Raw genomic sequence first — 13,653 nt, 5'->3', positions numbered from 1 at the left:
CCAGGTACGCGACGGCGCGCAGCCTGGGTGGCGGGGCGGTGGCGGGCGACTACCCGGCGCGGTGGCGGGCGGCTACCCGGCGCGGTGGCCGGCGGCCCGGGCCGAGCCGGACCGGCGGGCCCGCAGCAGCTCCACCGCCACCGGGACCACCGAGACCAGCACGATGCCGACCAGGATGGCCTCGATGTTGTCCCGGACGAACGGGATCTGCCCCAGGAAGTAGCCGAGCACGGTGACCCCGCCACCCCACAGCACGCCGCCGACCACGTTGAAGACCACGAAGCTGCGGTAGTTCATCCTGCTCACCCCGGCGACGATCGGGGTGAAGGTGCGCACGATCGGCACGAAGCGGGCCAGCACGATCGCCTTGGGCCCGTGCCGTTCGAAGAAGGCCGCGGCCTTCTCGACGTTCTCCTGCTTGAAGACCCGGGAGTCGGGACGGCGGAAGAGGCCCGGCCCGACCTTGCGGCCGAAGAGGTAGCCGACCTGGTCCCCCGCCACCGCGGCGGCCACGATCAGCGCGCAGACCAGCCAGAGCGGCTGGTGCAGGTAGGTGCCGCCGGCCACCAGCAGGCCGGTGGTGAACAGCAGCGAGTCGCCGGGCAGGAAGAAGCCGATCAGCAGGCCGGACTCGGCGAAGACGACGGCCAGGATGCCGAACAGGCCGAAGGTGGAGATCAGGGTGGTCGGATCGAGCCAGGACGGGCCGAGGGCGAGGCTGGTCACGGTGCGGGCACTCCCGGGGGTCGAGTCTTGGCAATGAAAGGGTAAAGCATTGTCAAAGACTCGGTCGGGGGCCGGATGGTTCCCGGACGCGCACGGCCCCGGCGGGCCCCGGGAGGGGCGGCCCGCCGGGGCCGGTGGTCGTGCGGAGCCGGTCAGGAGCCGGTCAGGAGCCGGTCAGGAGTTGGCCGCGAGCCGGTCAGCAGCCGGTCAGAGCCCGTAGCGCTCGACGATCTCCTCGTGCCGGGTGAGGTCCGCACCGGCCGCCTCGGCCAGGGCCGGCCAGGCGAGCGGGTGCTGCCAAGCGCCGGTCAGCCGGTGCAGCAGGGCGTCGGCCTCGGCCGCCGAGGCGGTCGGCGGCACCCCGAGGGCCGCGTAGATCCCGGGCAGCGTCTCGTCCTCGTCGGCCGGGTCGGTGACCCGGTACTGCTCCCCGCTGTAGGCCCAGACCGCGAACCCGGCCTTCTGCAGCTCCTCGCGCAGAGTGCCCCAGGCCTCGTCGCCGGGCCAGCAGCCGTCGATCCAGTAGGTGGTGTACCCGGCCGGGTCGAGCAGGGTGAGCATCTCGAACACCGGGCGCCAGCGCACCCGCTCGGCCTCGGGGGCCTCGTCCCCCGGCGGCTGCTCCAGCAGCGCCGGGGCGAAGACCACCACGTCGCCGTGGTTGAGCGTCAGGCCGTCGCCGAGCACCGGCAGGATGCGGGCGGTGGCCGGGCCGGTCCGCAGGGCGGGCAGGTCGGCCGTGGCGCCGTTGGTACGGGCGGCGCGGACGGTGATCAGCTGCCACTCCTCGTCCACCGGGCCCTCGGGCTCGTCGAACTCGATGCCGAGCAGCGCGCCGGCCGAACGGACCGCGGCCCAGTCCCGGTTGGCGCTGGCGGCGGTGATCAGGTGCCAGAGGTCGGGCTCCTGGACCCTGCGGTGGTCGTCCTCCGACGAGTCCGAGGAGTCCGAGGGATCCGAGGGATCCGAGGAGTCCACCGACGTGCCATCCGCATCCTCCGAGGAGTCCGCGGCGGGCAGCGCGCGTTCCAGCAGCTCCTGGTAGAGCCGCTGGGCGGTGGCGTGGTCGCCCAGCTCGGTGGCGGCGCGGGCGGCGAGGCGGCGGGTGTTGAGCACCTCGTCGTCCAGCGCCAGGATCGCCTGGCACTGCTCCAGCACCTCGGCCCAGCGGCCCTCGGCGGCGGCCCAGCGGGCGCGTATCCAGTGCGCCTCGGCCGGCGCGCCGACGGCCGTCCGGTCGGCGAGGCGGCGCACGCCCTCGGCGTCCCGGGCCTGGATCAGCATCTCGCCGAGCGTGCCGGTCAGCTCGCCGTTCTCCGGGTCGGCCTCCAGCCGCTGCCAGAGCAGGTCGGCGGCGGCCCGGGCGTGGCCGAGGCCGCCCAGCACGGTGGCCAGCAGCACGGCGAGCTCGGTGGCGCCGGCCTGCTCACCCCGGTACCGGTCCAGGGCGACGGAGAGCAGGTCGGCGCCGGTCTCGAAGGGCACCCCGGCCTCGGCCAGGTGTGCCGTCAGCTCGCCCGGCGGGACGGGCAGCTCGGGCTGCGGCAGTGCCTCGGCGGCCGCGCGCAGGGCCGCGACCTCCTGTGACACGCCGTCGGTGCGACGCAGTCGGGTGAGCTTACGCTCCCCCGTCGCGGCGAGCGTGAGCGCCACCGTGCGGGCGCCGCGGGCGAGCGCGAGCCGACCCGCCGCCAGCAGCAGGTCCACGCACGGGCGGTGCGCGCCCACGCCGTCCAGGTAGCCGACCCAGCCGGCCAGGACGGCGCCCAGCTCGGCGTCGTTCTCCCAGGCACCGGCCGCGACCAGCAGCTCGACCGTCTGCGTCCAGGTGGGCCGCAGGTCGGCGTGGTGCTCGGCCTCGGAGCGGGACGGGAGCAGGGCCAGCGCCTCCTCCGTCCGCCCGAGCGCGGCGAGCGCGCGGGCCCGCAGCAGGGCGCCCCAGCGCTGGTCGCGCTCGTCCAGCTGGTGACCCTGGGCCTGTTCGGCCCGCTCGGCCGTCTCCAGCAGCTCCAGCACCTCCTCGTGCCGGCCCAGCAGGTGCAGGGTGCCGGCCCGGGCCTGCTGGAAGCGGAGCGAGACCCGCTGGCCCGCCGTCCGCATCCGGTTGGCAGCCGTGTCCAGGTGGTCGAGCGCCTCGGCCGGGCGGCCGTCGTCCTCCAGGGCGTCGGAGTACTCGCGGGAGAGGCAGTCGTAGCAGGCGCGGCCCGGGTCGATCCGGTCGAGCGTCTCGCCGACCACCTCCAGCCGCTCGGTCACGTACCCGGGCCCGTCGACCCGGGCGTGACAGATCGCGAAGTCCTGCACCACGCAGACGGACTGCGGGCAGCCGGCCGTCTCCTCGCGGTGCGCGAAGTCCAGCAGGTCGACCACCTCGGACATCACCGCCTCGCCCTGCTGGCGCTTGTTCAGCAGGTTCTGCATCCGCCAGTGCCGCAGGTAGACCTCGACCCAGGGCAGGCCGAGCGAGCGCGCGGCGGCGACCGCCTCCGGGTAGAGCGCGTCCAGCTGCTCGTTGTGCCCCTCGGTGGCGTGCTCGGGCAGCTCGATGATGGCGTCGGCCAGCCGGTGGTGGCCGGACTCGACCAGCTGCCGGTGCGCGTCGCGCACCCAGCCCCAGATGTCGGTGGTCATGCTCGGTACTCCCCGTGCGTCGTGCTGATGAGTTGTCTATCGCGGACCACTGACAATCCGTCCGTCACGCCTCGTCCGCGAGGGCGCCGGGGCTGTCCGGGACGTCCGGCAGGCCGGCCGGCACGGCGGCGGTCAGCGCGGAGACCGCGGTGCCGACACCGGACAGCGCGGCGGTGAGGTCGCCCTCGACGGGGCCGGAGGAGGCCGCCGCCATGATCACCTTGAGCGAGCGGAGCAGCCCGGCCGCGGTGGCGCTGCCGGTGTGCCCGGTGCGGTAGGCGGTGAGCAGGTCCTGGACGGCCGGGCAGGCCAGGTTGAGGTAGAGCCGGGCCTTGACCTCGCCGTCGGTGCGGGCGGTGAAGGCGCGGGCCAGCCGCAGTGCGGCGGAGGGGATCCGGGCGTCCGCCTGGTCGTCCTCGATCCGGGCCTTCAGCTCGGCCTCGCGGTCCGGGACCAGCACCAGCGGCAGGCCGGGCGGGTCGAAGCGGGCCGGGACGAGCTGTTCGCCCGGGTCGGCCAGGGCTCCGGCCAGCCAGGCCGACTCCTGCTCCGGCAGCGGGCGCTCCGGGTCGCGGAACAGCTCGCGGTTGCCCTGCTCGCTGCCCAGCTCGACCAGCCGGCAGCCACGCAGCTGGGCGTAGCGGCGCAGGAAGGGCAGGACGGCGTAGCGGTCGCCGCGGGCGATCGGCACCCGCATCGCCCGGTACAGCATCTCCTCGAAGCCACCGCCGCTGCCGAGCGCGACGTGCACCGCTCCTCCTCCGGCGGCGCGCAGGGCCCCGGCGGTGAGGTCGCCCTGCGAGGTGGGCACCGGGACGTCGTCGGCGAGCAGGGTGAACAGCCGCTCGTCGCAGAGCGCGGCGCCGAGCAGGTCCTGGCCGTGCCGGGTGAGGATGCGGCGCCAGGCGGCGGGCCGCAGCCGGGCCGTCTCGTACAGGCCGTCCACGATGGCGTCGGTGAGGGCCTTCTGCAGGGCGCGGTAGTGCTCGTCGCGCTGCAGGTCCTCGCGGCTGGCGGTGGGGGTGAGCCGGCTGGACTCGACCACGCCGCCGATGAAGCCGGCCCAGCCGGGCAGCAGGTCGCGGGCGTCCTCGGCGAGCAGCATGCCGCGCAGGTAGACGGCGAGGTCGCGGTTGTCGCTGCTGCCGTAGGTGCCGCCGTCCTGGACCCAGAGCAGGCCGATCGCGTCGGTGACGCCGTCGACCGGCCGGACGGGGAAGGCGGTGAGCGGTTCGAAGCGGCGGCCGAAGGCGGCGGCGAAGCGCATCCGGGCGGCGTGCTGGTCGCCCTCCACGTGCCGGCGCCAGGGCACTTCGACGGAGTTGACCGGCTGCTCGTCCTCGCCGACGTAGACCGGGATGGGCAGCAGGACGCAGTACCGGGCGAGGACGTCGCGCAGGACGGACTCGTCGGCGAGGTGGGCGTGTTCGGCCTTGAGCGCCAGCTCGACCACGGTGCCGGGGCGGGGCCGGGCGGGCACCGGGTCGACCCGGTACTGCTCGCCGCCGCGGCTGCGGTAGCGGTGGCCGAGCTGCGGCTCGCGGTGCGAGGTGGTGGTGACGGTGACCTCGTCGGAGATCGAGAAGGCGGAGAGGAAGCCCAGCCCGAAGGCGCCGATCAGCTCCTGGTTGCCGGTGAGTTCGCGCAGCATGCGGGTGTAGCCGGTGCCGACGGTGGCGAGGTAGGAGTGGATCTCGGGCTCGGTGAGGCCGGCTCCGGTGTCCTCGATGGCGACGGTCCGGCGGGCGGCGTCGGCGCGCACCCGGATCTGCGGGCGGTGGTCGCCGTCCGGGTCCTCCAGGAGCCGGCGGGTGTGCGAGTCGTGCGCGTTCTGGACCAGTTCGCGCAGCGCGACCAGCGGGGTGGAGTAGAGGTGGGTGGCGAGGACGTTCACCAGGCCGCCGAGATCGACCTCGGTCGTCCGAAGGTCCTCGGCGGGGGTGGGATCGGGCTGGACGGGCTGGACACCTTCAGACATGGGTCCTCAGTGTGCCAGTGCGACAATCCGTCGACCATTTCTTTCTTCCCGTGCCCTCAGGGCGGAATGACGATATGACGGAATACGGTCAATTCGGAATTGACCGGACCTCCACCATCGAAGGAACTGCCACCCATTCGGTGGAGTTCGTCCACACCGCTGGTGAATGCTGGACGGGCGACGTCAGGCAACGGCGCTGCGGAGCGGCCACTCCGGATCGCGCCACCATTCGCACTTCCAGTCAGGGAGACCAGCGTGTCCCGTATTCGCGCAGCCGCCGCCGTCACCGCCCTCGGGGCGTTCCTCCTCGTCGGTGTCGGTGCCGCCACCGCGCACGCCGACAACGGCGCCGGCGCGATCGACCACTCCAACGGCAGCGTCGTGAGCAACGTCGGCTCGGGCAACGTCATCGGCAACGTCCACGGCAACGTGGTCAACACCCAGCAGACGGCCACCGGTTCGGGTGCGAGCAACCAGAACAACGGCCTCGCCGTGACCGGCAACGGCGGGAACGTCGGCGCCCTGCAGGGCAACGGCAACTCCGACACCCAGGTGTACTACCCGCACGTCCTGTCCTAGGCCGTTACGTCTGCCAGGCCGTACGGCCGCGCCTGGTGGGGCCGGGCGCCCGCCCCGACGTCCTGTCGTCGGAGGCGGGCACCCGGCCCCACCGTTTCTCCGGCCGGCTTCCTCGGCCGGGTTCCTCAGGAGAGCCCCAGGACGGCCCGGCCGAGGCGCAGCAGGCACTCCCCCAGGTCCGGCCGGGCGCTGTGCGGACGGTTCCGCACCCCGTCGTTGACCAGCGCGAACAGCGCGTGCACCCGGATCCGGGCGGCCGCCGCGTCGCACTCCGGACGCACCTGCCGCAGCAGGCCGACCCAGGTGCGCAGGAAGTCCCGCCGGAAGTCCAGGGCGGCCCGGCGGTCGGGCGGGGCCAGCCGCTCCGTCTCACTGAGCATCGCGCCCAGGTAGTCGCCATTGCGCAGCGCGAAGCCGACGTACGCACCCAGGCCTGCCGCCAGCGCCGCCTCCGGGCCGTCGGCGGCCGCGATGGCACCGTCCACCTCGTGCCACAGGCGCTCGCGGCTGCGCACCAGCGAGGCGGCGAGCAGCTGCGCCTTGCTGTCGAAGTGCCGGTACACGCTCGGACCGGATATCCCGACGGCGGCGCCGAGTCGGTCGGTGCTGACGTTGTCGAAGCCGCGCTGGTGGAACAGCCGGACGGCCGCCGCCAGCAGTTCCTCCCGGCGTGCCTGCGGCCTGGCCTCCGGCGCGGCGGCGGGCGCGGGCGCGGGCGCGGTGACGGACGCGGGCGCGGACGCGGTGACGGGCGCGGGCGCGGGGGCAGGGGCCGGGTGGCCGGCGGCCGGACCGGAGAGCGGCACGGCGAGGACGGCCGCGACCAGCTCGCGCAGCAGCGCCTCGGCCCGGCGGGGCTGCGGCGCGGCCGACTGGTAGGACAGCCCGGCGCAGGCCGAGAGCGCCGACCAGCAGAGCAACTCGGCGTCTGCGGCGGTGAGTTCGTGGCGTTCGGCGCGCAGCGCGGTGGCCATCAGGGTGACGTCCGCACGCAGTTCGCGGCGCAGGGCCGCCCGTCGGGCCGGCGGCAGCAGCCGGGCGTCGCGCTGCACCAGGGTGCCGAGCGGGCGGTGCCCGACCGCGACGGCGGCCAGCGCGGCGCCGATCTCCCCGGTGGTGCGGGCCGTACGCAGTCCTTCGGCGAGCGCGTCCAGCCCCAACCGGACGACGTGGTCGAGCAGTTCGGGCTTGCCGCGGAAGTGCCGGTAGAGCGCCGGAGCGGTGATGCCGACCCCGGCGGCCACCTCGGACATCGACACCTGGTGGTAGCCGCTGCGGTGGAAGAGCTCGGCGGCGACCGCGAGGATCTGGGCACGCCGCCCGGGCGGCCGTCGGACCACCATCGCGCGCCTCCCCGCCGTCTTCCCGGGCCCGGCTCCCGGACACTCGCCGAACGCTCCCGGAAATCCCCGGGCACCCCCGGACGCCTCCGGGCACTCCCGGAAGGCTAGCAAGGATTCACTTACCGCCCCTTCCGACCTTGCTCCGCAAGCCTGCCGACGCTGGACAGCCGAAGCTACCCGGGATTAACTTGTCGGGCCACCACCTGGCCCGTTCCGCCCCGCCGACCGCTCCGGCCGGCACCGTCGAAGGGAGCGCCGCCGTGCGCCGCACCGTGTTCAACGAGGACCACGAGGCCTTCCGGGAGACCATCCGGGACTTCATCGCCAACGAGGTCGTCCCGGTCTACGAGAGCTGGGAGGCCGAAGGCCACCCGCCCCGCGACTTCTACCGGCAGCTCGGCGAACTCGGCATCTACGGCATCGAGGTGCCGGAGGAGTACGGCGGCGCGGGCGAGAGCGGTTTCAAGTACCAGGCGGTGGTCGCCGAGGAGACCGCCCGGGCCGGCGTGAGCTTCGGCTCCTCCGGCGTGCACACCGGGCTGGTGCTGCCGTACCTGCTGGAGTACGCGAACGAGGAGCAGAAGCAGCGCTGGCTGCCCGGCTTCGTGTCCGGCGACATCATGACCGCGATCGCGATGACCGAGCCGGGCGCCGGCTCCGACCTCGCCGGCATCACCACCACCGCGCGGCTCTCCGAGGACGGCACCCACTACGTCCTGAACGGCGCCAAGACCTTCATCACCGGCGGCGTCCTGGCCGACCTCGTCCTGGTGGTCTGCCGCACCGCGCCGTACGACCCGGAGAACCGCCGGGCCGGCCTGTCCATCCTCTGCGTGGACACCACCTCCGAGGGCTACACCGTCGGCCGCAAGCTGCAGAAGATCGGCCTGCGCACCTCGGACACGGCCGAGTTGGCGTTCAGCGACGTCAAGGTGCCGGTGGAGAACCTGCTCGGTGAGGAGGGGCGGGCGTTCGCCTACCTGACCCACAACCTGGTGCAGGAGCGGCTGGCCATCGCCGTCGGCGCCTACGCGGCGGCCGCGGCCGCGGTGCGGTTCGCGGTGCAGTACGTCAAGGAGCGCAAGGTGTTCGGCAAGGCGGTGGCCGAGTTCCAGAACACCAAGTTCACCCTGGCCGACTGCGAGTCCCAGGTGATGGCGCAGCAGTCGATGGTGGACCGCGCGCTGGAGCTGTACCAGAGCGGCGAGCTGACCGTCGCCGACGCGGCCGCGGCGAAGCTGTTCTGCACCGAGTCGGCGTCCGTCGTGATCGACAAGTGCCTCCAGCTGCACGGCGGTTACGGGTACATCCTGGAGTACCCGATCGCCCGGCTCTACACCGACAACCGGGTGTTCCGGATCTACGGCGGCACCAGCGAGGTCATGCGCAGCATCGTCGCCAAGTCGCTCGGGCTGTAGGGCGGCAGGGCTGTAGGGCGGCAGGGCTGCAGGGCTGCAGGGCTGCGGTCGAACCGGACTGCAGCCCCCCGGGCTCCCGCGCTTGGGCTCCTGGGCTCCCGCGCTCCCGGGGCTCAGTTGGGCGAGCTGTGCTGGGCGCGCCAGGCGTCCCAGCCGGCCGAGGAGGCCACCTTCGCGTCGTGCAGGGCTCGCTGGGCGAGCGCGGTCGGCGGGGTCTCCAGGTTGCGCACCCAGCTGCGGCCGGCCGTGAACAGCGCGGTGCACACCATCGCCGCGCCGGCCGCGCCGAGCAGCGAACCGACGCCGGTGAGCAGCACGCCGCCGGCCAGCAGCGAGCGGTTGACCTGAAGCCCGTTGAACATCTGGTTGGTCGCCATGCCTCCACGATGCAGGCAGTCGGCGGAGCCTGCACCTCGGGCCGCTCGATCGGCCCGGGCCGGGCCGCTCCGGGTGCGGGAGGCCGGGGCGTCCGCGACCCTGGGCACACGACCGCACACGACCGCACACGACCGCACACGACCGCACACGACCGCACACGACCCTGCGCGACGCGCACGACACGTACGACGCACACGACCCTGGGCCCCCGGAGCGAGGAGGCGGCGCGATGCCCGATCTCGAACAGCTCGCCGTGGACCAGGCCGCCCTCGCGGCCGAGAGCCCGCACGGGCGCAGCGCCCATCTGGTGCTGCACGACGGCGTCCTGCGGCAGACCGTGATCGCGCTGACCGCCGGGACCGCCCTGGACGAGCACAACCCGCCCGCCGCCGGGAGCGTCCAGGTGCTGCGCGGCCGGGTCTCGCTGACCATCGCCGGCCGGCAGCTGGAGCTGCCCGTCGGCCGCCTTGAGCCCGTCCCGCAGGAGCGGCACGGGCTGCTGGCGCACGTGGACTCGGTGGTGCTGCTGACCGCCGTCACGACCTGACGGCACCCGCCCGGAGAGCTCAGCCGCGGTTGAGCACGCTGTCGCTGACCAGCCGCAGCCCGCGCAGGAAGTCCATCCCGCTGGGCGCGAGTTCGGGTGCGGCCAGCCACTGGGCGGCGTAACCGGCCAGCAGGGTCTGGTAGAAGGCGCCGCGGACGAGCTCCTCCTCGGTGTCGGGCACCTCGGTCAGCCCCTGGAACAGCGCGGCGAGGCCGAGCCGGCCCTCCTTCTGCGCCCCCGCGAAGGCCTCCGCCAGTTCGGGAGCGTGCGCGGCCTGGGCGAGCGCCTCGAACTGGGCGGCCCAGAGCCCGCGGTGCTCGACGAAGACGTCCCGCAGGCCGTTCCAGACGGCCGCGAAGCGCACCTCCGGATCCTCCGACACCTGGGTGGCGCCGTACACGACCGCGCCCAGCGCCTCCCCCATCTCGCCGATCGCCTCGATCATCGCCGCGTTGAGCAGCGCGTCCTTCGAGCCGAAGTGGTAGCCGATCGCGGCCAGGCTGACACCGGAGGCGGTGGCGATGTCGCGGGCGGTGGTGCGCCCGTAGCCCTTCTCGTACAGGCAGCGCTTGGCGCCGGCCATCAGGTCTTCGCGGTTTCCCATGCCCCGATCCTACGGAAGTGCTGCACAGATGTCTTGCACGAATGTCTCGCACGGACGTCTTGCTCCAGCGTCTTGCACGCTCGATTTACACATACGTACTAGACAAGCGTCTGACACGCCCGTACCGTCTTCCCCATGACCGCAACCACCGGCCGCGCAGGCCGTCGCGAATGGATCGGCCTGGCCGTCCTCCTGCTCCCGACCCTCGTCCTCGCCATGGACATGGGTGTGCTCTTCTTCGCCGTCCCGTACATCTCCACCACGCTGGCGCCCAGCGGCACCCAGCAGCTGTGGATCATGGACATGTACTCGTTCCTGCTGGCCGGGCTGCTCATCACGATGGGCGCGCTGGGCGACCGGATCGGCCGCCGCCGGTTGCTGATGATCGGCGCCACCGGCTTCATCGGCGCCTCGCTGCTGGCCGCCTGGTCGCACGACGCGAACCAGCTGATCGCGGCCCGGGCCCTGCTCGGCACCGCCGGGGCCACCGTGATGCCCTCGACCCTCGCGCTGATCCGCACCATGTTCCACGACCCCAAGCAGCGGCAAGCCGCCCTCGGCGCCTGGGGCGGCGTCCTCACCGCCGGGGCCACCCTCGGCCCGGTCGCCGGCGGCCTCCTGCTCGACCGCTTCTGGTGGGGCTCGGCCTTCCTGCCCGCCGTCCCGGTGATGGCCCTGGTGCTGCTGACCGCGCCCGCCCTGCTCCCCGAGTACCGCTCCACCGCCCGCACCGGCCGCTTCGACCTGCTCGGCGCCGCGCTCTCACTGGCCGCGATCCTGCCGCTCGTCTACGGGATCAAGACCCTGGCCGTCGACGGCTGGAGCCCGCAGCCCGCCCTCGCCCTCCTCGCCGGCCTGCTGCTCGCCGCCGCCTTCGTGTGGCGTCAGCGCACCGCCGCCGCCCCGCTGCTCGACCTGAGCCTGTTCCGGATCCGCACCTTCAGCGGCGCGATCAGCGTCAACACCATCGCGATGTTCGCGATGATGGGCTTCTCCCTCTTCACCTCGCAGTACCTGCAGCTGGTCAAGGGCATGAGCCCGCTGACCGCCTCGCTCTGGTCGCTGGTGCCCAGCGTGGGCGTCGGCGCGGCCGTCGGGACCAGCTCGGCGCTGGCCGGCAAGGTCCGCCCGGCGGTGCTGATGGGCGGCGGGTTCCTGATCGGCGCGGCCGGCTTCGCGATGATGACCCAGGTCGGCCCGCACTCCCCGCTGGCGCTCATCCTCACCGCAGCGGGCGTGCTGGCCGCCGGGACCGTCGGCACCATGACGATGACCGCCGAGATGGTCGTCTCCGCCGCCCCCGTCGAGCAGGCCGGCGCCGCCTCCGCCACCTCGGAGACCGCCGTCGAGCTCGGCAGCTCGCTCGGCATCGCCCTGCTCGGCGCGGCCGGCGCCGCGGTCTACCGCCACCAGCTGGACGGTGCCCTCCCGGCCGGCCTCCAGGGCGAGGCCGCCCGGACGGCCCAGGACACGCTCGGCGGTGCGGTCACCGTCGCCGCCCACCTGCCCGGCCGGCTCGGCACCGACCTGCTGGAGACCGCCAGCACCGCCTTCACCGACGGCCTGCACGTCGCCGCCGTGGTCGGCATGGTCTTTGCCCTCGGCGCCGCGCTCCTGGCCTACCGCCTGATGCGCCACCTCCCGGCCGCCGCACCGGACGAGACCCGGGCCGAGAACGAGGCCGCGCCCGAGGCCGTCACCGTCTGACCCGCCCGGCCGCACCGGACCGGTCCACGCGAGTCATCGAGAGCCCCCGCCCACCCCGGGCGGGGGCTCTGTGCCGTGTTCAGGCCCGATCAGTGGTGGCGCGTGCGGATCATGGCAAGCACCTCCGCCGTGCCGACGGAGGCGCGATCGCCGGGGCCGTTCCGCCCTCGCTCCTCGGCCCGCCGTGCCAGGGTGGGCGGCATGACTGCCGATCATGCGCGGGTGCGGGGGAGTTACGACGCGGTGGCTGAGGAGTACCTGGGGCGGATCGGGGGTGAGCTGGCCTTCAAGGTGGTGGACCGGGCGCTGCTGGGCGTCGTCCTGGAGGAGGCGGCCGGCGGGGTGGTGGCGGACCTCGGGTGCGGGCCCGGGCACGTGGCGGGGTGGCTGGCCGGGCGCGGGGCCGAGGTGGTGGGGATCGACCTCTCCCCGCGGATGATCGAGCTGGCCCGGCGGGAGCAGCCGCGGGCCGCGTTCCGCACCGGCGACCTGCTGGCGCTGCCCGCCGCCGACGGGGAGTTCGCGGCCGCCGTCGCCCTGTACTCGGTGATCCACCTGGAGCCGGCCGAGCTGGCGCCCGCGTTCGCCGAGGTGCTGCGGGTGCTGCGGCCCGGCGGGGTGCTGCTGGTCTCCTTCCACCTGGGCACCGAGGTGCGGCGGATGGAGGAGTGGTGGGGGCACACCGTCGACGTGGACTTCCACTTCCTGCAGACCGAGGCCGTCGCCGCCCTGCTGGCCGGGGCCGGGTTCACCGTCGAGGTGCGGCTGGAACGGGAGGGCCTGCCCGAGGAGGCCCCCACCCGGCGCGGCTACCTGCTGGCGCGGCGCCCGGCGTGAGCGTCCGCCCGGTGTGAGCGGCCGCCCGGTGTGAGCGGCCGCGCTGCCGTCCACCCGGGGGTGGACGGCAGCGCATCCACCCCCGGGCGCATGCACCGGCGGGCCGCCCGGAGGACCGTGGAGACGTCCCTCCGACCGCCGGGAGCCGCCGCATGTCCCTGCCCACCCTCCTCTCCCTCCTCGGCGTCCTGTGCTGGGCCGCCTACGAGCTGCTGCTGCGCCGCCGCGAGGACGCCGCCGCCGGCAGCTGGCGCGCGGACCGCCGCGACCGCGGCTCGACCCGGCTGCTGCTCGGCTGCTACCTGGCCTCGGTGCTGGTCGTGGTGCTGGCCGACCGCGCCTCGATCGGCGAACTGCCCGACCGGGCACGCTGGTTCGGGGTCGCGCTGGTGGCCGCCGGGCTGGCGCTGCGGGCCTGGGGCATGCGCACCCTGGGCGCGTACTACACCCGGACCCTGCGCACCGTGGACGCCCAGCGCGTCGTCCGCAGCGGCCCGTACCGGCTGATCCGCCACCCCGGCTACGCCGGCAGCCTGCTGGTCTGGATCGGCTACGCGCTCGGCACCGGCAGCTGGGCGGCCGCCCTGGTGGTCGCGGCGCTGCTGCTCACCGCGTACGGCTGGCGGATCGCCGCCGAGGAGCGGCTGCTGCTGGACTCGCTGGGGAGCGAGTACGCGCAGTACCGCCTGGTGTCGAAGCGGCTGGTGCCGTTCGTCTACTGATCGGACCGGGGCGGGCCGCCGGTGGACCGCGCGGCTCGCCCGCCGACCGCCTGCCGCCCGACCTGGCCCGCCACCGCCTTCGGGCGTGCGCTCCACTCCGTGGCGGCACCTGGTTTTTGGCCAGCGTTTCCCGGCCGGTGTATCCGTTCGCCGTGAGGGCCAGGCATACTGGCCAGCACGGGC

General features: G+C 74.1%; 12 protein-coding genes. 6 read left to right on the top strand and 6 right to left on the bottom strand.

From position 1 onward, the window contains the following. Positions 1-72: 72 nt before the first annotated feature. The 3 genes from BX285_RS07540 to BX285_RS07530 form a co-directional block, all read right to left on the bottom strand. The gene (locus BX285_RS07540; RefSeq protein ID WP_097237297.1) at positions 73-726 is read right to left on the bottom strand and encodes a DedA family protein; all 654 of its coding nucleotides are present in this window, start codon (positions 724-726) and stop codon (positions 73-75) included. 207 nt (positions 727-933) lie between these two features. Beyond that, positions 934-3,357 carry a hypothetical protein gene (locus tag BX285_RS07535; protein ID WP_121174760.1) on the bottom strand — a complete coding sequence of 808 codons (2,424 nt, stop codon included), beginning with the start codon at positions 3,355-3,357 and terminating at the stop codon, positions 934-936. 64 nt (positions 3,358-3,421) lie between these two features. Next, complete coding sequence (locus BX285_RS07530; protein WP_097237295.1) at positions 3,422-5,335, bottom strand: ATP-binding protein; 1,914 nt, start codon at positions 5,333-5,335, stop codon at positions 3,422-3,424. Positions 5,336-5,590: 255 nt separating this feature from the next. On the opposite strand from BX285_RS07530, the gene BX285_RS07525 reads away from it, so the two are divergent. Further along, entirely contained in the window at positions 5,591-5,914 is a 324-nt protein-coding gene (locus BX285_RS07525) for a hypothetical protein (RefSeq protein ID WP_097237294.1), read from the top strand. A 125-nt stretch (positions 5,915-6,039) separates the two neighbouring features. Here the strand turns inward: BX285_RS07525 and BX285_RS07520 are convergent, their stop codons facing one another. Further along, entirely contained in the window at positions 6,040-7,257 is a 1,218-nt protein-coding gene (locus BX285_RS07520) for a TetR/AcrR family transcriptional regulator (protein WP_121174759.1), read from the bottom strand. 260 nt (positions 7,258-7,517) lie between these two features. Here BX285_RS07520 and BX285_RS07515 point away from each other — a divergent pair, with 260 nt between their 5' ends. Next, positions 7,518-8,675: an acyl-CoA dehydrogenase family protein gene (locus tag BX285_RS07515; protein WP_097240146.1), complete on the top strand. Its 1,158-nt coding sequence runs from the start codon at positions 7,518-7,520 to the stop codon at positions 8,673-8,675. A gap of 113 nt (positions 8,676-8,788) precedes the next feature. Here BX285_RS07515 and BX285_RS07510 read toward each other — a convergent pair whose 3' ends face one another. After that, the gene (locus BX285_RS07510; RefSeq protein ID WP_097237292.1) at positions 8,789-9,052 is read right to left on the bottom strand and encodes a hypothetical protein; all 264 of its coding nucleotides are present in this window, start codon (positions 9,050-9,052) and stop codon (positions 8,789-8,791) included. Between the two features lie 230 nt (positions 9,053-9,282). Here BX285_RS07510 and BX285_RS07505 point away from each other — a divergent pair, with 230 nt between their 5' ends. Beyond that, on the top strand, positions 9,283-9,600 hold the full coding sequence (locus BX285_RS07505; protein WP_097237291.1) for a cupin: 318 nt from the start codon (positions 9,283-9,285) through the stop codon (positions 9,598-9,600). A 19-nt stretch (positions 9,601-9,619) separates the two neighbouring features. Here BX285_RS07505 and BX285_RS07500 read toward each other — a convergent pair whose 3' ends face one another. Beyond that, on the bottom strand, positions 9,620-10,204 hold the full coding sequence (locus BX285_RS07500) for a TetR/AcrR family transcriptional regulator (protein WP_097237290.1): 585 nt from the start codon (positions 10,202-10,204) through the stop codon (positions 9,620-9,622). Positions 10,205-10,339: 135 nt separating this feature from the next. On the opposite strand from BX285_RS07500, the gene BX285_RS07495 reads away from it, so the two are divergent. From BX285_RS07495 to BX285_RS07485, 3 genes are all read left to right on the top strand, one after another. Beyond that, a complete protein-coding gene (locus BX285_RS07495) occupies positions 10,340-11,911 on the top strand; it encodes an MFS transporter (protein ID WP_121174758.1) in 1,572 nt (523 codons plus the stop codon). Between the two features lie 201 nt (positions 11,912-12,112). Beyond that, positions 12,113-12,748 (top strand): class I SAM-dependent methyltransferase, encoded by a 636-nt coding sequence (locus tag BX285_RS07490; protein ID WP_097237288.1) that lies wholly within the window; start codon positions 12,113-12,115, stop codon positions 12,746-12,748. Between the two features lie 152 nt (positions 12,749-12,900). Continuing rightward, positions 12,901-13,470 (top strand): isoprenylcysteine carboxylmethyltransferase family protein, encoded by a 570-nt coding sequence (locus tag BX285_RS07485; RefSeq protein WP_121174757.1) that lies wholly within the window; start codon positions 12,901-12,903, stop codon positions 13,468-13,470. Positions 13,471-13,653: the final 183 nt, after the last annotated feature.

The sequence above is a fragment of the Streptomyces sp. 1114.5 genome (assembly GCF_003635085.1).
Lineage (GTDB): Bacteria > Actinomycetota > Actinomycetes > Streptomycetales > Streptomycetaceae > Kitasatospora.
The sequence above is the reverse complement of the archived record's forward strand: the minus strand, read 5'-3'. Positions and strand labels throughout refer to the sequence as shown.